Source organism: Paraburkholderia caffeinitolerans (assembly GCF_902859945.1).
Lineage (GTDB): Bacteria > Pseudomonadota > Gammaproteobacteria > Burkholderiales > Burkholderiaceae > Paraburkholderia > Paraburkholderia caffeinitolerans.
The window spans coordinates 22103-43996 of record NZ_CADIKL010000019.1; the positions used below are offsets into that span (position 1 = coordinate 22103).

Below are 21894 nucleotides of genomic sequence, written 5' to 3' on the forward strand. Positions count from 1 at the left end.
GGTGGGTTCTGGTGGTTTCTGTTATGCGCTGGTTACGCGCCAAGCGACTTCTGCACCTTCGTGGCGACATCGGCGGGCACCCACGCCTTCCACATCTCCGGGTGCTCCTTGAGGAACTTGAGCGCTTCGGCCTGCGCGTCGACCTTATGCTCGGTCATGTCGAGAATCGTCGTGTTCAGGAAGTCGATGGGGAAGTTCACCTTCGAGAAAAACGCCGTCACGTCGGGCTCGGCCTGGGAGAAGGGCGTGGAAACGCCGATCTTCAACTGCGAGACCAGGTACGACGACACGCACGGCTGCGCGCTGTTCGGGTCGCGCAGCGTCTTCCAGCAGGCCTCGTTGAACGGCGGCATCTTCAGTTGCACGAACTTGTACTTGGCCATCAGCGCAGCCGGTTCCCAGTAGTAGGTGAGAATCGGCTTGCCGCGCGCATACGCCGACGAAATCGCCGCATCGAGCGCCGCGCCCGTGCCGGGGCGGAAATTCGTATAGGTGTCGTCGAGCTTGAGTAGCTTCAACAGGCGCGTGTTCACGCGTTCGCAGTCCCAGCCCGAGGGGCAGTTCAGGAAGCGGCCATGGTCCGGTTCCTCGTCGTCGGTGAAGAGCGACTTGTATTTGGGCAGGTCGCTTACCGAGAGGAGGTCCGGTGCGACGGGTTTGATGCCGCGCTTCGGATCGCCGTGTACCACGTAGTCGGGCACGTACCAGCCTTCCTTGGTGCCGCCCGGCAGTGTGTCGCCCACGAGCTTCACCGTGCCCGCCTTCACCGCGCCCGCGATGATCTCCGAGCGGCCCGTCCATTGTTCCGCCCACACTTGCAGATCGTTGCGCGAGAGCGCCGTTTCCGTGGCCGCCGTGCTGCCGGGCACCGTGTCGGTCTGGCAGCCATAGCCGTTCTTGACGATGTAGCGCAGCACTTCGCTCGTGAAGTTGCCGCTTTCCCAGGTGATGCCGGCAAAGCGCACCGGCTTGCCCTGGCTGCACCAGGTACCGGTCGCGTGCGCTGCGGGTGCGGCCAGCGCGGCGACGGTGAGCGGAGCGGCGAGGCAGGCCGCGCGGATCAGAGAGGTGATTCGTTTCATTGCATGTCTCCTTGTCGTTTAAATGATTCGGAATGCTTGTCAATGCGCCGTTGAGATCCGGCGCTTTTCCGATGTTGGGACGGGCTGCCTGCGCGTGTCTCGGTGCGGGCGGTGATGCGACGATGCGTTCCTGCGTGGGCCGTTTTAGTCGTAGCGGCTGTCGGTTGCGCGTGTGGCGACGAGCACGGCTTCGTCCAGTTCGATGCCGAGCCCGGGCGCCTTGCCGAGTTCCATCCAGCCTTGCGCGTCGGGCTCGATGGCTTGCGTGAGCGGGAAGTCGCGTCGCGCGGGCGTCCATTCGGGCGGGTCATAGGGAAACTCGACGAAGGGTGCGTGCGCGGCGCCTGCCACCACATGGAGGTTTGCGGCCAGGCCGATGCCGTTGCCCCACGTGTGCGGCGTGAAGACCTTGCCGTGCGCCTCGATCTGCGCGGCGAGCCGCCTTGCGCCTTCCATGCCGAGCGTGCAGACGACATCGGGTTGATAAACGTCCAGACATTCGTGGGCGAGCAGCGCCGCGAACTCGTGCGCGTCGCGTGTCATCTCGCCTCCGGCGATGCGCACATCGGTCTGCTTGCGCAGCCACGCGTGGCCCTCATAGTCGCCGCGATGCAGCGGTTCTTCGACCCAATACACGCGATGGCGCTCGATTTCGCGGATGACCGCGAGCGCCTGTTCCGCGCGCCACGGCGCCTGGATGTCCCAGGGCATGCGCCAGCCCTGGTTGCAGTCCACCATTAACTCGATGTTTTCGCCGGCTGCTTCGCGCACGGCGGCGAGCGCGGCGAGATCGTCGGCGAGGCTTGCGCGCCCGAAACGCACCTTGAGCGCCGGAAAGCCGCGCGCGACCGCGTGCTCGGCCCAGTGCGCCATGCCGTCGAGCGTGCGGTGCACACCCGACGATGCATACGCGCGCACCCGGTTCGAGCGCCCGCCCGCCATCTGCCAGCACGGCTGGCCGAGAATCTTGCCGGCCAGATCCCAGAGCGCGACGTCGAGCGGCCACAGGCGGCCCGCGTGGAAGCTGAGGTTGTCGAGCACGGCGGAGTGGCGCGCGAGGTCGAGCGGGTCGGCGCCGATAAAGAGATCGCGATAGTCGTCGAAGCCGTACATGGCGTCGCCAGAACCGATGCCGACGCGGCCTTCGGTATCTTCCACGCGCACGATGGTGGCGGGAAAGGCGCGGCGTGGCCGGCTGTCCCAGGAGGCCGGAAAGGGCGGGTCGAGTGGCAGACGGTGCTGGCTGACCGTGATGCGGGCGATGCGATTTGTCATGGCGCGTGTGGCGTCGTCCGGCGCGCGCGAGAGCCCACTGCGGCTTACTTCGGCTCACTGCGCGGGCGGCGATTGTCTCCTTGGCCGTTCGAGGTGTTACGGCATCCTAGAGGGTCAATTTGTGGCACTCAATGAAGTCAATTCAAGTAAATGACAGCATTCAATTCCGCGAATTGGGCGCGATAATGACGCCGCATGTCGTGCACGCGCACGCCGTGCTCTGACCGGGAAAACACCATGAACAGCTGGCTGCCCACCTTGCCCGCGCTGCCCCGCAACGAACCGAAGTACCGCGCGATTGCGTACGCGTATGCGCAGGCCATCGACGGCGGCCAGATGCTGCCCGGCGAGAAACTGCCCGCGCACCGGCTGCTCGCGAAAAAGCTTCACGTGACGACCGGCACGGTCAGCCGCGCCTATGCGGAACTGGAGCGCTGCGGGATGGTGGTGGCGCGCGTGGGCGATGGTACCTATGTGGCCGAGCCCGACGCCGACGGCGCGCGTTTGCCCGCGCGCACGGGGCAGACGCCGGCGCAGCGCGTACCGGCGGCAACGGGCGTTCCGGCAGCGGCTGGCGCGCTCCAGCCGGGCGCCGCCACAACGCGGACCTTTGATCTCGGTCAGAACGTGCCGATGCCGACCGACGAAGCGGCACTGCTCACGCAGACGCTGCGCGAACTCGCCGCTGACGAACGTCTCGCCGGCGAACTGCTGCTCTATCAGCCCGAAGGTGGACGCCGCTCGCACCGCGAGGCGGGGGCTCGCTGGCTCGCGCGCCAGGGCTGCGTGGTGTCGGCCGAGCGCGTGCTCGTGACCCAGGGCGCGCAGCACGGGCTCGCTTGCGTGCTGCGCGCGGTGCTGCGCCCGGGCGACACGATCTTCGCCGAGGCGTTGAGCTACCCTGGCATCGTCGCGCTTGCGCGGCAGTTGCGGCTCAATCTCGTGGGCATCGAAATCGACGAGGAGGGCATCGTGCCCGCCGCGCTCGAACGGGCCTGCTTGCTGCTCGCGCCGCGTGCGCTGTTTTGCGTGCCGACGCTGCACAACCCGACCACGGCGACGCTGTCCGAAGCGCGGCGCGCGGCCATCGCCGAGATTGCCGTGCGCCACAATCTCGTCGTGATCGAAGATCTTGTGCCCGCCGCGCTGCTCGACGCGCCGCCCACGCCGCTGGCCGCGCGCCTGCCCGAGCACGGCATCGTCATCAGCAGTTTGTCGAAGGCGCTCGCGCCGGGTTTGCGCATCGGCTACGTGCAGGCGCCGCAGGATTGGGTCGGGAAGATTCTTGCCGTGATACGCAGCGACTGCTGGATGACGTCGCCGCTCTCCGCCGAGATCGCGGCGCGCTGGATCGTGAATGGCGATGTCGATCGGCTCGTTGCGCAGCAGCGCGCCCAGGTGGACGTGCGCCATGCGATTGCGGCCGAGGTGCTGGCGGACTGGACGTATCGCACCGATCCCGCGAGCCCGCATCTATGGCTGCCGCTCGCCGAGCCGTGGCGGGCCGCCGAATTCGCCGCCGCGCTGCGTCAGGCGGGCGTGCATCTGAAGACCGCGGACAGCTTCGTGATCGGGCGTGGTTCCGCGCCGCATGCGGTGCGGCTGAGTCTGGGCGGCGCGCGCAGCCACGAGGCGCTGCGCGACGCGCTGGAGCGGCTCGCGCGCACGTTGCGCAACGGGCCGGAGGGACCTTATTCGGCGTGAAGCCGGAGCCTCACGCCGTCACGCTTTCTTCCGAGCTTTCTTCCGCGATATCGCGCCGCGCTGCCACAAGGCTGTCGACATCCACGGGCACGCGGCGCGCGACTGCGCACATCAATTCATAGCCGATCGTGCCGGATGCTTCGGCCACCTCATCAACTTTCACGCGTTCGCCCCACAACTCCACTTGCGAGCCGATGCCTGCGTCCGGGCAGGGCGTGAGGTCGACGGTCAGCATGTCCATCGAGACGCGCCCGATCACGCGCGTGCGCACACCGTCGACGACGATGGGCGTGCCCGTGGGCGCGTGACGCGGATAACCGTCCGCATAGCCGCACGCGACCACGCCGATGCGCATGGGCCGATCGGCCTCGTAAGCGCAGCCATAGCCGACCGTTTCGCCCGGCGTCAGCGTTTGCACGCCGATGATCTTGCTCGCGAGCGTCATGGCCGCGCGCAGCCCGACGCCTTCGACATGACGCGCCACGCCCGTGGGCGACGCGCCGTAGAGGATCGTGCCGGGCCGCACCCAGTCGCGATGCGCGCGCGGATGCCAGAGCACTGCCGCCGAGTTCGACAGCGAGCGCTCGCCGGGGATGCCTGCGGTGGCGGCGTCGAAGCGGTCGAGCTGCCAGTCGATGGCACTGTCGTCGGCGTTCGCGAAGTGCGTCATGAGCGCGATGTTGCCAATAGTGGGCGTCGCGCGCGCGCGTTCCCAGGCTGCACGGAAAACGTCGGGCCGGTAGCCGAGGCGGTTCATGCCCGAGTTCATCTTCAACTGGATGTCGATTGGCTGCTGCGTGCGCGCTGCCGCGAGCAGCGCGAGTTGATCGTCGCAATGGACGGCCACGGTCAGCCGATGCGCGACGGCGGTGGCGACATCGACGCTATCGAAAAGGCCTTCGAGCAGCAGGATGGGCTTGGTCCAGCCGAGTTCGCGCACGCGCACGGCCTCGTCGAGATCGAGCAGTGCGATGCCGTCCGCGCCGGCCAGCGCCGGATAGATGCGCTCGATGCCATGACCATAGGCATTGGCTTTGACGACGGCCCAGACGCGCGCGCCGGAGGCGCTTTGCTTCGCGGTCTGCAGATTGTGGCGGACGGCTTCGGGATGGATGCGGACGGAAATCGGGCGCGGCATGGGCGATCCTGATGGCGAAGGTGAGTGGCGTTAGCCAGTGGTTTCCGCAATCGTATTGATTTTCACCCAGTTATTTTTAATGTATTTTTCCTGGAATTTGGGTTTATCTACTGCTGGCGTGCCACTCGCGCTACGCGGTCAGGATCAGGCTGCGATCACGTCGATGCGCAGCGCCTCGCCACCCGCTGCGATTTCGAGCAGGCGGTCGACGTTCGGGTGTGCGCCGGGACGGTTGCGCGCGTCGGCCGTGTGCTCGGCGAACACGGCGAGGCCGTGCTCGGCCGCCTTGGCGTCGAGCGCGCCGAAGGCCTGCTTCAGGTAGTGGTAGACCGCGAGCGAGCCCTGCTTGCCCGGCTTGTTCTCGATGGTGGCAACCACCGCGCCCTGGCCGTTCACGAGATCGATGCGCTCGATGCCGTCGATGGCGGGCAGTTGCGCGAGATTGTCCTTGAATGTGGTGCCGGGTTGGATCACTGAAAACACTCCGTTTGAGTTCGATGAGTTGCGTAGGGTCCGTATCTTAGCCGATGGAGGTTCAGCGCTTCGCCTTCGCAATCGCATCGAGAATCGCGTAGGCCGCGTTCACGCGCGCCTCGTTCGGATATGACTTGTTGGCGAGAATCACGACGCCGATCTGCTGCCCCGGTATGAACGCCACGTAAGTCGAAAAGCCGTTGGTCGAGCCGGTTTTATTCAGGAGCGCCTGGGCTTGCGGCGGCAGCGGAGGTGTGAGCGCGCGCGCCGGCATGCCCTTGTAAAGCGCATCGGGGCTGTTGCCGCGCTGGAGCGTTGGCAGCGCGACCGGCCACGGATACTGCTCCCACACCAGATCCTGCGTGAAGACGCCCGACGTGAAATAGCCCGTGTGCGTGCAGGCGATGGCGCGTTGCCACGCCGCGTCGAGCGGCGCGAGACCCATGTTGGCGTCGAGATAGCGCACGAGATCGCCGGTGGTCGAGCGCAGGCCATAAGCCTCGTCTGCGAATACGCCGGGGTGCAACCGCACTGGCGCGTCGTGCTTGTCATAGCCCTGCGCGTAGCGCGGCATGCTGGAAGCGGGCACGTCGAGCCACGTGTGCGTCATGCCGAAGGCGGGCAATAGATCGTTCTGCACGGCGTCGCGAAACGGTACGCCCAAGCTTTGCGCGGCCGCGCGCCCCAGCAGGCCGATGCCGAGATTCGAATACACGCGCCGCGAGCCGATTGGACCCGGTGGTTGCCAGTCGCGCAACCAGGCCGTCATTTGCGTGTCGTTCGTGACGCTGTCCGGCACGAACAGCGGCAGGCCGGTGGTATGCGTGCCGAGATTGAGCACGCTCACGTGGTCGAACGGGCTGCCGCGCAATGCGCTCACGTACTGGCTCGCGGGCGCGTCGAACGAGAGCTTGCCGCTCGTCTGCGCACGGCAGGCCAGCGTGGCGGTGAACGTCTTGGTGAGCGAGCCGAGTTCGAACAGCGTCTCGCTGTCGACGGCCGGCGCGCCGGCGGTCTTCGACGCCACGCCGTAGTTGTAGAACGCATGCTTGCCGCCCACGGTGATGCCCACTGCCACGCCCGGAATGCCGTACTGGGTCCGCAGCGGGGCGATGGCGGCATCCACGGCGGCCTTCACGTCGGGTTGCGTCGCGCTGGCGCTGGCCGCCGCACACGTGATCGTCATCAGAAAGAGTTTTAGCTTGGTTTTCATGCGATTGGCCATGGCCAGGTTTCCGGAGCGGTTTTGGGCGGCGCATAAACACGCCAGTTGGCGTGAAATTTCGGGCGAATCCTTAGAAAAGCACGACGCGCGCCGAGGATTGTGGTGCGTTGCCGGTCCCGCGACAAGCGACGATAATTTGGCTCTGACAAAAGCCAAACTTATAGGTCGTTTATGCGCCCCAATTTACCGCTCCATGCGCTCAGAGCCTTCGAGGCGTCGGCGCGCCACTTGAGCTTCACGCGCGCGGGCCTCGAATTGAAGGTCACGCAGGCGGCGGTCAGCCAGCAGGTGCGCATGCTCGAAGAGTGGCTCGGCGTGCCGCTGTTCAGGCGGCTGCCGCGCGGGCTCGGCATGACCGACGAGGCGCGCGCGCTCTTGCCTGTGCTGAGCGACGCGTTTGGCCGCATCGAGGCCGTGCTCAAGCAGTTCGAAGGCGGACGTCTGCACGAGGTCTTGACGGTGGGCGTGGTGGGCACCTTCGCGATCGGCTGGCTGATGCCGCGGCTCAAGTTGTTTCGCGAGGCGCATCCGTTCGTCGAACTGCGCCTGCTCACGAACAACAATCTCGTCGACCTCGCGGGCGAGGGGCTCGATTTCGCGATTCGCTTCGGCGACGGCATGTGGCCCGCCACCGAAAACACGCGGCTGCTCGACGCGCCGCTCGCGGTGCTGTGCGCGCCCGAGATTGCACGCCGGCTTGCCGCGCCCGCCGATCTCGCGAAAGAGACGTTGTTGCGCTCCTATCGCACCGACGAATGGCTGCGCTGGTTCGTGGCCGCGGGGCTCGAGCCGTGGACCGTGAGCGGGCCGATCTTCGATTCGTCGCGGTTGATGGCCGAGGCGGCCATGCAGGGCGCGGGCGTGGCGCTCGCGCCCGCGCGCATGTTCGCGCGCGAGTTGCAGGCGGGGCTGCTTGCGCGGCCATTCGATGTCGAGGTGCCGACCGGCAGCTATTGGCTCACGTGGCTGCGCTCACGCGCGATGTCGCCGGCGATGCGGTTGTTTCATGACTGGGTCGTGGGGGAGGCAGAGAAGGGCAGGTGACGCGTTTTCCTCCCGCGTTCCTCACAACACATTCAACATCGCCAGCGCCGTTTCCTGCAGATGCGGGAGCACGCGTTTGACCGCGGCTTCGGCGCTTTCATTGCCGATCGACATATTGGTGCTGAGCGCGGCTACTACGTCTCCGTTGCGGTTGCGCAGCGGCACGGCCACGCCACGCACGCCTACTTGCAACTGCTGTTCGATGAGCGCATAGCCATCGGCGCGAGCGCGCACGATCTTCTCGCGCAGCCGCACAGCGCTCGTGATCGTATGCGGCGTGAACGGCACGAGTTCGACCGTGTCGAGCCACGCCGACACCGCCTGCTGATCCTCCAGGTGCGCAAGCAGCACCACGCCGGGCGAGATCAGCGGCGCGGGCACGCGCGCGCCGAGCACGAAGCCCGTGGTCATCACGCGCGAGACGCCGTTGCGCGCAATCACCACGAGGTCCCAGTCGTCGAGCACGCTCACATAGGCCGATTCGTTGAGCGTCGCGCTCAATTGCTGCAAATATGGCTGCACGGTGCGCGGCAAACGTGCCGAATCGAAATACGACCAGCCCACGCGCAGCACGCGCGGCGTCAGTCCGAACAGCCGCCCATCGGTATGGACATAGCCCAGCGATTCGAGCGTCAGCAAATAGCGCCGTGCAGCAGTGCGCGAGAGCCCGGTGCGTTCGGCGGCTTGCGTTGCGGTCATGCGCGCGTGCTGGTTGTCGAAGGCTTCGAGAATGGCGAGGCCTTTTTCGAGTCCGGCGATCCAGTCGCGTTTGGCAAGAGCGGTGGTTTTCATGATCGGATAGCGCAAAGGCCGGGCATGCGCCCGGCCTCGATAACCAGTGATGGAACGAGCGCGCCGTGGCTACGCTTGCGCAGGCTTCATGGTGGCGGCCACGATCAGCGAGATCAGGCAGCCGATGGCGAGATACGCGGCCACCAGATGCCACGAGCCGCCGCCGAAGCTCACCAGCGCCACGGCGATGAACGGCGTGAAGCCGCCGCCCACGACGCTCGCGAATTGATAGCCCACGCCCGCGCCGCTATAGCGGTACTCGGCGCCGAACAATTCGGTGAAGAGCGGCTGCTGCACGCTCACCACCATGTCGTGCGCGAGATTGGCCAGCGCCACCGAGAAGATCACGATCCACACCGTCGAGCGTGCTTCGAGCGCGAGGAAGAACGGCACGGCGCTCGCGAGGCCGATCACCGCGCCAATCAGATAGATGCGGCGCAGGCCGAGGCGGTCGGCGAGCCACGCGAAGCAGGGGATGGTCACGCACGAGAGCGCGCCGACGAAGAGGCCGATGCCAAGAAACAGATCGCGCGACAGGCCGAGGTTGGCGGTCGAATAGCTGAGCGCAAAGGCGGTCACGATATACATCGTGAAGAGTTCGGCGAGGCGCAGCGCGACGATATAGAGAAACGCTTTCGGATGACGCGTGAGCGCTTCGAGCACCGGCATCTTGAGCTTGCGATGGCCGTGCTCGACCTTCTCGACGAACTCGTGCGACTCGTCCATGCTCGAGCGCACCCACAGGCCCACGAGGACCAGCACCACGCTGAAGATGAAGGGCAGACGCCAGCCCCACGAACGGAACGCTGTTTCGCCCAGGCCGTGGCTCAGCAGCGTGACGATGCCGGTCGCGAGTACGAGGCCCACGCCGTAGCCCACTTGCACGCCGCTGCTGTAGAACGCCTTTTTGCCAGCGGGCGCGCTTTCCACGGCCATGAGCGCGGCGCCGCCCCATTCGCCGCCAACGGCGAAGCCCTGGATCGCGCGAAACAGCACGAGCAGCACGGGCGCCCACCAGCCGATCGAGGCGAAGGTCGGCAAGAAGCCGATGGCGACGGTGGAGAGGCCCATCATCATGACGGTGAGCACGAGCATGCGCTTGCGTCCGAGCCGGTCGCCGTAATGGCCGAACACCACGCCGCCGAGCGGCCGGAACAGGAAGCCCACGCCGAAGGTGGCGAAGGCCGCGAGCGTGCCCATGTTGCGGCCGATGTTCGGGAAGAACGCCGCGTTGAAGACGAGCGCGGCAACGATGCCGTAAAGCAGAAAGTCGTACCAGTCGACGACGGCGCCAACGAAGCTGCCGAGCGCCGCCTTCCTCGCCTGGCTGCGCGAGCGGTCGAGGTTGGCCGGTCCGGCGGCGTCCGTGGTGTCGAGGGTGGGGGTCATGAGGGTGTCTCCTTACGCTGGTCTCATGCAATGCCGCTTGCCTGGGGTGCCGCGACGGTGAAACGGAGCATAGGACCGCGTACGCGCCAGGGCAATGCGCCAGGCGCGCATGATGCGCGATAATCGCCCAGATGCGTGCGATTATCGAACGTTTTGCGGGTTAGCACCAAGGCCGGCGAGGGGCGAGTTCACCCCTCGGCTTTGGGCGAAGTGTACGATCTGGTTAAAATCTGCGTTGCCCTTTTCCGTCCGTTTCAGGAGCCTTCCGCATGCCGTCCACCCCCCGTTCCGCCTCGCAGGATCAGGCTAATCCGCTTGGCATGGCCGGTCTGGAGTTCGTCGAATTCGCCGCGCCGGAGCCCGCGGTGCTTGGCGCGCAGCTTGCGCAACTGGGGTTCAAGGCGATCGCGCGCCACGTGAGCAAGAACGTCACGCTCTATCGCCAGGGCCAGATGAATTTCCTCGTCAATGCCGAACCCGATTCGTTTGCTTCGCGTTACGCCGAGGAATACGGCATGGGTGTTTGCGCGATCGGCGTGCGCGTGGACAATGCGCGGCGCGCCTTCGAGCACGCCTTGCGGCTGGGCGCGTGGGCGTTCGAGGGCGAGCGGCTCGGCAGCGGCGAGCTCAAGATCCCGGCCATTCAGGGCATTGGCGACTCGCACATTTATTTCGTCGACCGCTGGCGCGGCCGGGGCGGTCAGCGTGGCGGCGTGGGCGACATTTCGATTTTCGACATCGACTTTCGGCCCATCGACGTCGCGACCGCACAGGCCGATCTCGACCACGGCGGCACGGGCCTCCAGCGCGTCGATCACCTCACGCAGACGGTGGGCGCGGGGCGCATTGGCGAATGGCTCGACTTCTATCGCGATCTGCTGCATTTCCGCGAGATGCACGAAATCAACGCGAATTGGCACGTGGCAGAGGGCTCGCGCGTGATGGTGTCGCCGGACGGCGAGATCCGCATTCCCGTGTACGAGGAGGGCACGCGCCGCACCGAGCTCATGCACGACTACCTGCCCGATCATCCGGGCGAGGGCGTGCAGCACATCGCGCTCGCGACCGACGACATCGTGCCGTGCATCGACGCGCTGAAGGCCAATGGCGTGGAGTTCGTCGAGCCGCCCACTGCGTATTACGACTCGGTCGACGCGCGCTTGCCGGGCCACGGCGTCGATCTCGATGCACTGCGTCAGCGCCATGTTCTGATCGACGGCGAGATTGGCGCGGACGGCGTGCCGCGCCTTTTTTTCCAGACCTTCGTGAAGCGCCGCCCCGGCGAGATTTTCTTCGAAGTGGTGCAGCGCAGCGGCCATCATGGCTTCGGCGAAGGCAATCTCGACGTGCTGGCGCGTTCGCGCGCCAATCAGCCGGTCAAACCGTGACCACGATCTTGCCCACCTGCTCGCCCGCTTCCATGTAGCGATGCGCGTCGACGATGCGATCGAACGGGAAGGTACGGTCGATCGCGGGCTTGAGCGTGCCCGAGGCGAGGCCTTCGGTAATGAAGCGTTTGGCGCGTTCGAGGCGCGCGGCATCGGTGGTGATTTCGAAGAGCTCGTAGCCGCGCACGGTGAGATGGCGCGCAAGCAAGTCCATCACGGGGATGCTCAACTCGCGCGTGTCGAGCGCGCCGTACTGGAAGAACATGCCCTGCCGTGCGAGCGCGCGCAACTGATGCGCTGCTTCGGGGCCGCCCACCGGATCGAACGCGATTCGCGCGCCCGTGCCGCCAGTCAGTTCGAGCACCTGTTTCGTGAGTTCCGCGCCGCCGCCCGCGATCACGTGCTGGGCGCCTGCTTTTAACAGCGCTTCGCGCTTCTTCTCGCTGCGTGTGAGCGCGATCGGCACGGCGCCCACCGTGTTGGCGATCTGGATCGCAGCGAGGCCCACGCTGCTCGACGCCGCGCCCACCAGCACCGCCTCGCCTTGTTTCAATCCGCCTAATTCGATCAGCGCGCCCCACGCAGTGGTGTACATCATCCACGTGGCAGCCGCTGCTTCGAACGACAGCCCGGCGGGGTTCTTCACCACGGCATGCGCGGGGGCGTTCACGCGTTCGCCGTACATGCCGTATTCGAGGAACGAGAATGCGGGCACGACGCTCACGGCGTCGCCCACCGCGAGGCCATTCACGCCGCTGCCCACGGCTTCGATCACCCCCGAGCCCTCATAGCCGACCCCAGCCGGAAAGCGCGGCGCATACGTGTATTCGCCGCTGCGGTACATGACTTCGGCGCGATTCAGGCCAATGGCTTTCACGTGGATCTGCACTTCGCCGGCGCCGGGCGCGGGCACTTCGACATCGTCGATTTGCAGGACTTCGGGGCCACCCGTGCGATGAAAGCGAACGATTCTGGACATATCGGACTCCTTGTCAGGTCGATCGGCACGAGGGGTGCAGCGTGGCTGCAGCGCTCGTTCGATCAAATGGTTTCGAACGAGCACAACTGTAGGCCGCCGCGTGCCTGGAATAAACGCGCGCTGCGATTACTCATTGTTATTCGATCGATAACAATGCGCGACGTTTGTTGCAGAGGCTTGCCGGGAAAGGTATTTCAAGCTGGGTAGCGCCGCCCCACGAACTCCGAGATCCAGTCGACGAACACGCGCACCTTGCCCGGCAGATGGTCGCGATTCGCGTACATGACGGAGATCGGCTTGGGGGCGCTGGCGATGCCGGGCAGCACCTCCACGAGCTGGCCCGCATCGATATGCGGCTGGAGCGCGGGACGCAGCGCGTGCACGAGGCCAAAGCCCGCGAGCGCGCACGCGAGCAGCGCCTCGGAGTTATCGGTGAGCACGCTGCTTTCGAGCTTGAGCGTCACGGTTTCGCCGGCGGGGCGGAAGGTCCAGTCGATGACGCGGCGATTGCGGCCCGTGAAGAAGTTCACGGCCTTGTGCGCGCGCAGGTCGTCGAGCGTGCGCGGCACGCCGTGGCGCGCGAGATACGAAGGCGACGCGCAAGTCACCATCGGCACCGCGCCGATCTTGCGCGCGACCATGCTGGAGTCCCTGAGCTCGCCGATGCGCACGACGCAGTCGATGCCTTCACCGATCAGATCGACGGGCTGGTCGCTCGCGCCGACCACGAGCTCGATCTGCGGATAGCGCTGCTGGAACTCGGGCAGCGCGGGAATAATCACGGACTTGGCGAACGCCGTGGCGAAGTTCAGACGCAGGCGGCCCTTGGGCTGCGGACGCTGCTCCGAGAACTGGGCGAACGAGGCGAACGTGTCGTTCACGCTGGCGAGCAACTGCACGCAGCGCTGGTAAAACGCCTCGCCTTCGGCGGTCATGCTCACGCGCCGCGTGCTGCGATTGAGCAGGCGAATGCCGAGCTCCTGTTCGAGTTGCTGAACGGCCTTGGTGACGGCAGGGCGATGCAGTTGAAGCACCTCGGCGGCTTGCGTGAAGCTGCCGCGCTCGACGATGTTCACGTAGATCTGCATGGTTTGCAGACGGTCCACGGGGGGCTCCTTGGGGCGGCTGGGTGGAGTCGGGCAGCTTGGGGATTAAACACCCAATCCTCAAGAGAGGGATATTCATCCCTGTTTTGAGGAATTGGCGTGCAAAGCGGCGCTCAGCGCCCCTCCCAACAAACCATAGCCAATATACAAGTTGTTTGACAACTAATTAAACCGAGTGCTACCGTGCGGCATATCGACCACACCCATCCCCGCACGAGGCCTCATGAACGTATCCCCGATCGTCGAGCGCGAATTCGCCTCGACCGTGATGGCGGTGCCGCCTCTGGCACGCCGCTCCGATTTCTCGCTCGACGTCGAACAAAACCGCAAGCTCGTTCGCCACATGGAAGCGGGCGGGCTGCGCACGTTGCTGTACGGCGGCAACGCGAATCTTTATCACGTCGCCGTGAGCGAGTTCCGCGACCTGATGGACATGCTGGCGGAGGTCACCGCGCCCGAGACGCGCGTGATCCCGGCCATCGGCCCCGACTACGGCAAGATGCTCGACCAGGCGCGCATCCTGGCCCAGACGCAGCACCAGACGGCTATGGTGCTGCCGCTCGCCGGCTTCACCACGCCCGCGGGCGTCGAGGCGGGCCTCACGCGCATCGCCGACGCGGCCGGCATTCCGCTCACGCTCTATATCAAGAGCGAGAGTTATGTCGACGTGGACACGCTCGCGCGCCTGATCGACCGCGGCACGCTGATTGCGGTGAAGTACGCCATCGTGCGCGAGGACCCGTCGAACGATCCTTATCTGCGCCGCCTGTTGCAGAGCGTGAGCGCGTCGCGGGTTGTCTCCGGCATGGGCGAGCGTCCGGCGCTCGTGCACGTGCGCGACTTCGGCCTCGCTTCGTGGACCACCGGTTCGGGCTGCATCGCCGCGCGCGCGGTGATGGCGCTGCTCAGCGCCGCCAAGGAAGGCCGGGCCGACGAAGCGCAACGGCTCTTCGAAGCCTTCATGCCGCTCGAAACGCTGCGCGACGACATTTCGCTGATCCGCGTGCTGCACGACGCCGTCACGCTCTCCGGTATCGCCGACATGGGCGCGATCCTGCCGCTGCTCTCGCATTCGCCGGCCGAGACGCTGCCCGCCATCGGCGCGGCCGCGCGAGCGCTGCTGGCGTTCGAGCAGTCGCTGACGGCCGCGGCCCAGGACGGCAACCTGACAAGCATCCAGCAAAAGGTTCAGAAAGGCCCGATTGTTGCTTGACAACTTTATGCATGGGTCGGCATTCTTTGATGCGCGACGCAGTGGGCCAATCCAGTTGCAGAATAAGCAGTCGCATTAAAACGGTCGCACAGAGCACATTCCATAAACCGTTGTGAGGAGACAGACGCAATGTTCGATGGACGCTTGAAGGCCAGCATGCTGGCCGTATGTGTGGCGGCTGCGGCGCTGTTCGGCGCGGGCGTGGCGAAGGCCGATCCGGTTTCCCTGAATGTGGTCGACGTGGCCGGCAATCTGCAGCTCACGCAGAAAGCCTTCGAGGCATTCAAGGCGAAGAACCCAAATCTCATCTCCAACATCACTTACACCAATGCGCCGGCGCCGCAACTGCCCGGCAAGATCAAGGCGATGCAGGCCGCGGGCCGCGCCGACATCGATCTCGTGCTCACCGGCACCGACGCGCTGGCCGCCGGCATCGAGCAGAATCTCTGGATGAAGCTGCTGCCCGATCAGTCGGCGGCGCTGCCGGGCGTGCTCGACAAGTACGCGCCGGGGCCGCGCAAGATGCAGGAGCTCGCGCAGGGCTACGGCCTCGAAGTGTCGTATATGCCGGCGGGCCCGCTGATCGAGTACAACCCCGCGAAGGTGCCCAAGCCGCCGCATACGCCGCAGGAACTGCTCGCCTGGTGCAAGGCGAACCCCGGCAAGCTGATCTATGCGCGCCCGGCCAACTCAGGCCCGGGCCGCACGTTCCTGATGGGCCTGCCGTACCTGCTCGGCGACAAGAATCCGCAAGACCCCATCAACGGCTGGGACAAGACCTGGGCGTTCCTCAAGGAGCTCAATACCTGCGTGCCGTACTACCCGGGCGGCACCTCGGCGGTGATGAAGGAACTGGGCGAGGGCACGCGCGACATGACCGTGACGGTGACGGGCTGGGACATCAACCCGCGCGCGCTCGGCATCGTGCCCGCCGATTTCCGGGTGCAGGCGTTCGACAATATGACGTGGGTGAACGATGCTCACTATATGGTCGTGCCGAAAGGCGTCTCGAAGGAGAAGCTCGCCGTGCTGCTCAAGCTGATGAACTTCATGCTCGAGCCGCAGCAGCAGGCCATGACCTATGACGACGGCTACTTTTATCCGGGCCCGGCTGTGAGCGGCGTGACGCTCGCGATGGCGCCGAAGCAGAGCCAGGACGTGATCGCCAAATATGGCCGCCCCGAATACGCCAAGTGGCTCGCGCAGTATCCGCACGTCCAGCCGCTGCCGGCGCAGGCGATGGTTGCGGCGTTCCAGAAATGGGACCGCGAAATCGGCTCGCAGAAGTCGCAATAATGGGGGCACGAGTCTGCAACGGGTGCCTCGCGCCCGTTGCCTGAACCGGGGCAAGTGGATCTCGCGTTTTCAGGAACGTGTCATGAAGCATTCATTCGATCGTCTGCGTCTGGACGCGGTGTGCCGCAGTTTCGCCAACGCCCAGGGCGCCCAGCTCGCGGCGTTGAGCCATCTCGATCTGGAGATTCGCCGTGGCGAATTCATCGCGCTGCTCGGACCCTCGGGCTGCGGGAAATCCACGGCGCTCAATTGCATCGCGGGCCTGTTGTCGCTCACGAGCGGCAGCATCTGGCTCGACGACCTGCGTATCGACGTGCTGCCGCCCGAGAAGCGCGGCTTCGGCATGGTGTTCCAGAACTATGCGCTGTTCCCGCACATGAGCGTGCTGGAGAACGTGGGCTTCGGCCTGAAGATGCAGGGCGTGCCGCGCGAGGAAGCGAAGCGCCGCGCGCGCGAGGCGCTGCAACTCGTGCAGCTCGTGGGCCATGAGGCCAAGCTGCCGGGCCAGCTTTCGGGCGGTCAGCAGCAGCGCGTGGCAATCGCGCGCGCGATCGTGATCGAGCCGCCGCTCGTGCTGATGGACGAGCCGCTGTCGAACCTCGACACCCGGCTGCGCATCGAGATGCGCGCGGAAATCCGCCGCATTCATAGCCAGCTCGAGCGCGCCACGATTTACGTGACGCATGACCAGGACGAAGCGCTTTCGATGGCTGACCGCATCGTTGTGATGAAGGAGGGCGTTGTCCAGCAAGTCGCGACTCCTAAGGAAATTTACAGCCGCCCCGCGAATCTGCACGTGGCGCGCTTCATGGGTTATCGCAATGTGCTGCCATTCGCCGTGATCGGCGAGCGGGGCGAGCATGTCGCGCTGTCCGCGTCGGGCGTCACGCTCACGGGCGTGCCGATGGACGACGCCATCGCACTGGCGGGCGGCAGCGCGATTTCGGTCGCGATGCGCCCCGAGGATTTCGAGCGCGCCGGCGCGGGCGATGCCAATGCCTTCGACGTCGAAGTCGAGATGGTCGAATACGGCGGGCGCGATTCGCTGCTGCTCGCGAACGCGCCGTTCGGCAAGCTGTGGGCGCGCGTGGCCGGCGAGTTCGAAGCGGGCGAGCGCGCCACGCTGCGCGTTGCGCCTTCGCGCGTGCTGGCCTATGCGGAGCGCGCATCATGAGCGCGCTCGCCCGGTCGCGGGCCAAGCCGCCGCGCGACGCACGCGGCTGGCTGATCGCGCCCGCGCTGGGCTTTATCATCGCGATGTTTCTTTATCCGTTTGCCTATGGACTCATGCTGTCGTTCAAGCCGATGAACGGCGGCGGCATGTTCGCGAACTATCTGCAGTTCATTCACGATCTCTCGCTGTGGCCGACCGTGTTCGTCACGCTCAAGCTGGCCTTGCCCGCGACGGTCATCAACGTCGGGCTTGCGCTGCCGGTGGCGTTCGCGCTGCGCCGCAAGTCGCGCTATCAAAAGCTCGTGACGACGCTGCTCGTGATTCCGGTCACGCTCGGCACCGTGCTGATCGCCGATGGCATGCTCAGCTACTTCGGCCCGAACGGCTGGTTCCCGCAGGCGCTGCACGCACTGCATCTCTATACGAACGAAGAGATTCGTCTTACGCACAACTACTGGGGTGTGCTGATCTCGTTGATTGTTTCCGGCTTTCCGTTCGCCTTTCTGCTCACGCTTTCGTATGTGACCGGCATCGACCCGACGCTGGCGCGCGCGGCGGCCACGCTCGGCGCGGGGCCGTGGCAACAGTTCAGGCAGATCTATTTGCCGCTGCTCGCGCCGGGGCTCACGATGGCCGCGTGCCTGTCGTTCGTGCAGGCCTACTCGGTGTTTCCGTCGGCGGTGCTGCTCGGCGCGCCCGCTGGCCCCACGCGCGTGATTTCCATCGCGGCTTCGGAAGCGGCGTTCGAGAGCTACGACTACTCACTGGCTTCGACCATCGCCATCGTCATGGGCTTCGTGCAACTGATCGTGGTGGCCGCGATGCTCGGCGCGAAGCGCTACTTCTATTCGGGTCCGGTGAGCGGAGGGAAAGGCTGATGGGCGTTCATCGACACGATGCGGCTGGGCTGCACGCCGGCGCGCCGGCGCGCGAGGAGCATCCCGCGCCGGCAGCCGGGACTGCGCGGGCGAAGCTGGCTTCGCGCCTGCCCGGCGTGCTCTGGAAAGGGCTCGTGTGGGGCGGCATGGCGTTCTTCCTGCTCAACGTGCTGCTGCTGATCGCGACGGTGGGGGTGAACTCCATCGCCACGCGCTGGTTCGGCACGCCGCTGCCCCAAGGCTTCACGCCGCACTGGTATGCGCAGGCGTGGCGCGACTTCCAGCTCGGCAGCGTGCTGTGGGTCACCTTCGAAGTGGTGGGCGCGGTCGTGCTGCTGTCCATCGCGCTCGGCGTGCCGGCGGCCTATGCGCTGGCGCGCGCGCAGTTTCCCGGCAAGCGCATCGCCATGCTCGTGTTCCTGCTGCCGCTGATGGTGCCGCCCGTCACCTATGGCATTCCGATGGCCACCGCGATGTATCACTTCGGCCTTGCCGGCACGCTGCCCGGCGTGATCCTGGCGAACCTCGTGCCCGCGCTGCCGTTCGTGATTCTCGTGATGACGCCGTTCATCGAGCAGATCGACCCGAACCTGGAATCGGCCGCGCGCATTTTCGGCGCGAATACGCTGCGCTATTTCCGCTACGTTTTACTGCCGCTCCTCGTGCCGGGGATGCTGGCGGCCGGGCTGCTCGTGCTGGTGCGCACGATCGGCATGTTCGAACTCACTTTTTTTACCGCCGGACCCGATACGCAAACTCTGGTTGTCGCGTTGTATTACGCTGTGTTCTCGACGGGCGTGCGCGCGCCGCAGTCCATCGACGCCATGGCGATGATCTATATGGCCATCACGCTCGCATGGGTGCTGGTCGCGCTGCAGTTCGTCAGCCCGACACAACTCGTGTCGCGCGTGAAGGAGTCGCGCTAGCGGAGCGCCGGCGGTTTGATTGACCTATCCGCGGAAACACCTGGAGCCAAGGCAAGATGAGCAACAAGCGAAAGACCCCCCAAGAACTGCGCAGCCACCGCTGGTATGGCGCGAACGACCTGCGTTCGTTCGGCCATCGCTCGCGCACGGCGCAGATGGGGTACAGCCGCGAGGAGTATGCGGGCAAGCCGGTCATCGCGATCCTCAACACGTGGAGCGAGATGAACCCTTGCCATACGCACTTCAAGCAGCGCGTGGAGGAGGTCAAGCGCGGCATCTGGCAAGCAGGCGGTTTCCCCATCGAGCTACCGGTGCAGACGCTCTCCGAGCCGTTCCAGAAGCCCACCACGATGCTTTATCGCAACTTCCTCGCGATGGAGGCCGAGGAAACGCTGCGCTCGTATCCCGCCGATGGCGTGGTGCTGATGGGCGGCTGCGACAAGACCACGCCCGCGCTGCTGATGGGCGCGATCTCGATGAACCTGCCGACGATCTTCCTGCCCGCCGGCCCGATGCTCAACGGCAACTGGAACGGCGTGACGCTCGGCTCGGGTTCGGACACGTGGAAGTACTGGGCCGACCTGCGCGCGGGCAACATCACCGAGGACGACTGGAAGGGCGTGGAAGGCGGCATCGCGCGCTCGCCGGGCCACTGCATGACGATGGGCACGGCCTCCACCATGACGAGCGCCGCCGAGGCGCTCGGCTTCACGCTGCCGGGCTTCGCTTCGACGCCCGCGCCCGATTCGCGCCACGCGCAGCTGGCGGCGAAGACGGGCATGCGCATTGTCGAGATGGTGTGGGAAGACTTGAAGCCCTCGGACATCGTCACGCGCCAGGCGGTCGACAACGCGGTGACCACCTGCCTCGCGCTCTCGGGCTCGACCAACGCGATCGTCCATATGATTGCGCTGGCGCGCCGCGCGGGCGTCGAGCTCACGCTCGCGCAGTACGACGAGGTCGCGCGCCGCACGCCGGTGCTCGCGAACATCCGCCCGACCGGCAAGTACCTCATGGAGGACTTCTATTACGCGGGCGGCTTGCGCGCGATGCTCAAGGAACTCGGCGACCTGATCGACGGTACGCAGATGACCGTGAACGGCAAGACGCTCGGCGAGAACATCGCCGATGCGCAAATCCATAACGAAGCGGTGATCTATCGCCGCGCGAAGCCGCTGATGCCGCACACGGGCCTCGCCGTTTTGCGCGGCAATCTCGCGCCCGACGGCGCGGTGATCAAGCCGGGCGCGGCCGAACAGCGCCTGCATGTGCATACGGGCAAGGCCATCGTGTTCAAGGATTACAACGACATGGCCGCGCGCATCGATAGCGAAGCACTCGATTGCGACGAGAACAGCGTGATCGTGCTCCAGAACGCGGGGCCGGTGGGCGCGCCGGGGATGCCCGAATGGGGACAACTGCCGATTCCGCAGAAGATCCTCAAGAAGGGCGTGCGCGACATGCTGCGCATTTCAGACGCGCGCATGAGCGGCACGAGCTACGGCGCCTGCGTGCTGCATGTGGCGCCGGAATCGTTCATCGGCGGGCCGCTCGCGCTCGTGCAGGACGGCGACCTGATCGAGCTGAACGTGCCCGAGCGACGCCTCAACGTGCTGATCTCCGACGAGGAATGGGCGCGCCGCAAAGCGGTATGGGTCGCGCCCGCGCCGCGCTTCACACGTGGCTATGGCGCGATGTACCAGATGCACGTGATGCAGGCGGACAAGGGGTGTGAATTCGATTTCCTGCAGCGTGACGGCGTGGCCGGCTCGTCCAGCGGCGGTGGTGGGGGTGGCGGCGGCGAGCCCGAAATCCACTAAGGGATTGGCGGCGGGTACGGAGCGCATAGTAGTCAGCCCGAGATGTTTTCGGGGGCATGCAAATTAGTGCGCCAGGTGCGCCGCGCGCGGCTGCGCTATCATGCAGTCCGTTTTTCAATATAAATCCGGCCGAATGCGCGGGGATGCCTCGCGTGCCTCGCCACGCACCCGACCTCTTCAATGCTCGACTTTCATTTCTCCGGGGGCGTCCTGCTCCCGCACATGCAGGCGCTCGACGTGCTCGAACTCTGCGGCATTGCCATTGCGCTCGTGCTCGGCGGCATGGTGAAAGGGGTGACCGGCATTGGTGTGCCGCTCGTCGCCATGCCGATCCTCACGCATTTCCTGCCCGTGAAGCAGGCCGTGCTGCTGCTCTCGATGCCGATCATCCTCGGCAATATCCCGCAGGCGCTCGAAGGCGGGGAGCTGTGGAAGACCGTCAAGCATATTGCCGCGCCGCTGCTTGGCACCGTGATCGGCAATATCGTTGGCGTGGCTGTGCTGATCCGGCTCGAACCGCACCACGCGCTGGCCGCTTCTGGCGTCACGCTGATCGTGGCTGCTGCACTCATGATTGCTTCGCCGCGGCTCAAGCTCTCGTCTTCGATCGTCAAGCCGGTGGGCTTCGCGCTTGGGTTCGGCGCGGCGCTCATGGAGAGCATTGCATCGGTGCCCGGGCCGCTGCTCGCGATGTACCTGATCGCCACGGGCGCGACGGGCCGCGTGTTCACCAAGCAGATCGCGATCATTCTCGTAGTTTCGGTGCTCACGCTGGTCACCACCTTCAGCGGCGGCGCGCACGCCAGCGGCGCCGACCTCGCGATCTCCGCCGCGGCGAGCCTGCCTTCCATCGCCGGCATGTTCCTGATCCGGCCGTTGCGCGACAAGCTGCATCCGCTGGCGTTCCGGATCATCGTGCTCGTGTGCGTGCTCGCTGCAGCGGTTCAGATGATCATCAAATCCGGCGTGATTTGAGGCGACCCGCGTAGGG

Annotated in this window: 19 protein-coding genes; 10 read left to right on the plus strand and 9 right to left on the minus strand. The window is 65.8% G+C overall.

Annotated features, from left to right (window positions below):
- Positions 1-32: 32 nt before the first annotated feature.
- Together HV773_RS19255 and HV773_RS19260 are read right to left on the minus strand one after the other, a co-directional pair.
- Entirely contained in the window at positions 33-1082 is a 1050-nt protein-coding gene (locus HV773_RS19255; RefSeq protein WP_175196377.1) for an ABC transporter substrate-binding protein, read from the minus strand.
- Between the two features lie 144 nt (positions 1083-1226).
- Positions 1227-2357 carry a mandelate racemase/muconate lactonizing enzyme family protein gene (locus HV773_RS19260; protein ID WP_175196378.1) on the minus strand — a complete coding sequence of 377 codons (1131 nt, stop codon included), beginning with the start codon at positions 2355-2357 and terminating at the stop codon, positions 1227-1229.
- 237 nt (positions 2358-2594) lie between these two features.
- On the opposite strand from HV773_RS19260, the gene HV773_RS19265 reads away from it, so the two are divergent.
- Entirely contained in the window at positions 2595-4061 is a 1467-nt protein-coding gene (locus HV773_RS19265) for an aminotransferase-like domain-containing protein (RefSeq protein WP_175196379.1), read from the plus strand.
- Positions 4062-4071: 10 nt separating this feature from the next.
- Here the strand turns inward: HV773_RS19265 and alr are convergent, their stop codons facing one another.
- The 3 genes from alr to ampC form a co-directional block, all read right to left on the minus strand.
- Positions 4072-5199, minus strand: a complete 1128-nt coding sequence (alr, locus tag HV773_RS19270; RefSeq protein ID WP_175196380.1) for an alanine racemase — start codon at positions 5197-5199, stop codon at positions 4072-4074.
- A 144-nt stretch (positions 5200-5343) separates the two neighbouring features.
- Positions 5344-5673: a DUF2322 family protein gene (locus tag HV773_RS19275; RefSeq protein WP_175196381.1), complete on the minus strand. Its 330-nt coding sequence runs from the start codon at positions 5671-5673 to the stop codon at positions 5344-5346.
- Between the two features lie 61 nt (positions 5674-5734).
- Positions 5735-6898: a class C beta-lactamase gene (ampC, locus tag HV773_RS19280; RefSeq protein ID WP_175196382.1), complete on the minus strand. Its 1164-nt coding sequence runs from the start codon at positions 6896-6898 to the stop codon at positions 5735-5737.
- 171 nt (positions 6899-7069) lie between these two features.
- Between ampC and HV773_RS19285 the strand changes: the two genes are divergently transcribed.
- Entirely contained in the window at positions 7070-7942 is an 873-nt protein-coding gene (locus HV773_RS19285; protein WP_175196383.1) for a LysR family transcriptional regulator, read from the plus strand.
- 21 nt (positions 7943-7963) lie between these two features.
- On the opposite strand, the gene HV773_RS19290 is transcribed toward HV773_RS19285, so the two are convergent.
- Positions 7964-8734 (minus strand): IclR family transcriptional regulator domain-containing protein, encoded by a 771-nt coding sequence (locus HV773_RS19290; protein WP_175196384.1) that lies wholly within the window; start codon positions 8732-8734, stop codon positions 7964-7966.
- A 69-nt stretch (positions 8735-8803) separates the two neighbouring features.
- The gene (gene shiA, locus HV773_RS19295; RefSeq protein ID WP_175196386.1) at positions 8804-10123 is read right to left on the minus strand and encodes a shikimate transporter; all 1320 of its coding nucleotides are present in this window, start codon (positions 10121-10123) and stop codon (positions 8804-8806) included.
- A gap of 269 nt (positions 10124-10392) precedes the next feature.
- Between shiA and HV773_RS19300 the strand changes: the two genes are divergently transcribed.
- Positions 10393-11511, plus strand: a complete 1119-nt coding sequence (locus tag HV773_RS19300) for a 4-hydroxyphenylpyruvate dioxygenase family protein (RefSeq protein WP_175196388.1) — start codon at positions 10393-10395, stop codon at positions 11509-11511.
- Here HV773_RS19300 and HV773_RS19305 read toward each other — a convergent pair.
- Positions 11501-12490, minus strand: a complete 990-nt coding sequence (locus HV773_RS19305) for a zinc-dependent alcohol dehydrogenase family protein (protein ID WP_175196390.1) — start codon at positions 12488-12490, stop codon at positions 11501-11503. The genes HV773_RS19300 and HV773_RS19305 overlap by 11 nt on opposite strands.
- A 194-nt stretch (positions 12491-12684) precedes the next feature.
- Positions 12685-13596 (minus strand): LysR family transcriptional regulator, encoded by a 912-nt coding sequence (locus HV773_RS19310; protein WP_175196392.1) that lies wholly within the window; start codon positions 13594-13596, stop codon positions 12685-12687.
- Between the two features lie 223 nt (positions 13597-13819).
- Between HV773_RS19310 and HV773_RS19315 the strand changes: the two genes are divergently transcribed.
- The 7 genes from HV773_RS19315 (at position 13820) to HV773_RS19345 (ending at position 21878) form a co-directional block, all read left to right on the plus strand.
- Entirely contained in the window at positions 13820-14809 is a 990-nt protein-coding gene (locus tag HV773_RS19315; RefSeq protein ID WP_246282339.1) for a dihydrodipicolinate synthase family protein, read from the plus strand.
- 156 nt (positions 14810-14965) lie between these two features.
- On the plus strand, positions 14966-16105 hold the full coding sequence (locus HV773_RS19320; protein WP_246282342.1) for an ABC transporter substrate-binding protein: 1140 nt from the start codon (positions 14966-14968) through the stop codon (positions 16103-16105).
- An 82-nt stretch (positions 16106-16187) separates the two neighbouring features.
- Positions 16188-17279, plus strand: a complete 1092-nt coding sequence (locus tag HV773_RS19325; protein ID WP_175196396.1) for an ABC transporter ATP-binding protein — start codon at positions 16188-16190, stop codon at positions 17277-17279.
- On the plus strand, positions 17276-18157 hold the full coding sequence (locus HV773_RS19330) for an ABC transporter permease (RefSeq protein ID WP_175196398.1): 882 nt from the start codon (positions 17276-17278) through the stop codon (positions 18155-18157). The genes HV773_RS19325 and HV773_RS19330 overlap by 4 nt, the downstream gene beginning before the upstream one ends.
- Positions 18157-19083: an ABC transporter permease gene (locus HV773_RS19335; protein ID WP_343052370.1), complete on the plus strand. Its 927-nt coding sequence runs from the start codon at positions 18157-18159 to the stop codon at positions 19081-19083. The genes HV773_RS19330 and HV773_RS19335 overlap by 1 nt, the downstream gene beginning before the upstream one ends.
- Positions 19084-19139: 56 nt before the next feature.
- A complete protein-coding gene (araD, locus tag HV773_RS19340) occupies positions 19140-20903 on the plus strand; it encodes an L-arabinonate dehydratase (RefSeq protein ID WP_175196400.1) in 1764 nt (587 codons plus the stop codon).
- Positions 20904-21083: 180 nt separating this feature from the next.
- Positions 21084-21878 carry a sulfite exporter TauE/SafE family protein gene (locus HV773_RS19345; RefSeq protein ID WP_175196402.1) on the plus strand — a complete coding sequence of 265 codons (795 nt, stop codon included), beginning with the start codon at positions 21084-21086 and terminating at the stop codon, positions 21876-21878.
- Positions 21879-21894: the final 16 nt, after the last annotated feature.

What these genes read in the sequence shown, in the direction of transcription:
- HV773_RS19255 (WP_175196377.1), bottom strand. Translation starts at nt 1,082, where the DNA reads ATGAAACGAATCACCTCTCTGATCCGCGCGGCCTGCCTCGCCGCTCCG.
- HV773_RS19260 (WP_175196378.1), bottom strand. Translation starts at nt 2,357, where the DNA reads ATGACAAATCGCATCGCCCGCATCACGGTCAGCCAGCACCGTCTGCCA.
- HV773_RS19265 (WP_175196379.1), top strand. Translation starts at nt 2,595, where the DNA reads ATGAACAGCTGGCTGCCCACCTTGCCCGCGCTGCCCCGCAACGAACCG.
- alr (WP_175196380.1), bottom strand. Translation starts at nt 5,199, where the DNA reads ATGCCGCGCCCGATTTCCGTCCGCATCCATCCCGAAGCCGTCCGCCAC.
- ampC (WP_175196382.1), bottom strand. Translation starts at nt 6,898, where the DNA reads ATGGCCAATCGCATGAAAACCAAGCTAAAACTCTTTCTGATGACGATC.
- HV773_RS19285 (WP_175196383.1), top strand. Translation starts at nt 7,070, where the DNA reads ATGCGCCCCAATTTACCGCTCCATGCGCTCAGAGCCTTCGAGGCGTCG.
- HV773_RS19290 (WP_175196384.1), bottom strand. Translation starts at nt 8,734, where the DNA reads ATGAAAACCACCGCTCTTGCCAAACGCGACTGGATCGCCGGACTCGAA.
- shiA (WP_175196386.1), bottom strand. Translation starts at nt 10,123, where the DNA reads ATGACCCCCACCCTCGACACCACGGACGCCGCCGGACCGGCCAACCTC.
- HV773_RS19300 (WP_175196388.1), top strand. Translation starts at nt 10,393, where the DNA reads ATGCCGTCCACCCCCCGTTCCGCCTCGCAGGATCAGGCTAATCCGCTT.
- HV773_RS19305 (WP_175196390.1), bottom strand. Translation starts at nt 12,490, where the DNA reads ATGTCCAGAATCGTTCGCTTTCATCGCACGGGTGGCCCCGAAGTCCTG.
- HV773_RS19315 (WP_246282339.1), top strand. Translation starts at nt 13,820, where the DNA reads ATGAACGTATCCCCGATCGTCGAGCGCGAATTCGCCTCGACCGTGATG.
- HV773_RS19320 (WP_246282342.1), top strand. Translation starts at nt 14,966, where the DNA reads ATGCTGGCCGTATGTGTGGCGGCTGCGGCGCTGTTCGGCGCGGGCGTG.
- HV773_RS19325 (WP_175196396.1), top strand. Translation starts at nt 16,188, where the DNA reads ATGAAGCATTCATTCGATCGTCTGCGTCTGGACGCGGTGTGCCGCAGT.
- HV773_RS19330 (WP_175196398.1), top strand. Translation starts at nt 17,276, where the DNA reads ATGAGCGCGCTCGCCCGGTCGCGGGCCAAGCCGCCGCGCGACGCACGC.
- HV773_RS19335 (WP_343052370.1), top strand. Translation starts at nt 18,157, where the DNA reads ATGGGCGTTCATCGACACGATGCGGCTGGGCTGCACGCCGGCGCGCCG.
- araD (WP_175196400.1), top strand. Translation starts at nt 19,140, where the DNA reads ATGAGCAACAAGCGAAAGACCCCCCAAGAACTGCGCAGCCACCGCTGG.
- HV773_RS19345 (WP_175196402.1), top strand. Translation starts at nt 21,084, where the DNA reads ATGCTCGACTTTCATTTCTCCGGGGGCGTCCTGCTCCCGCACATGCAG.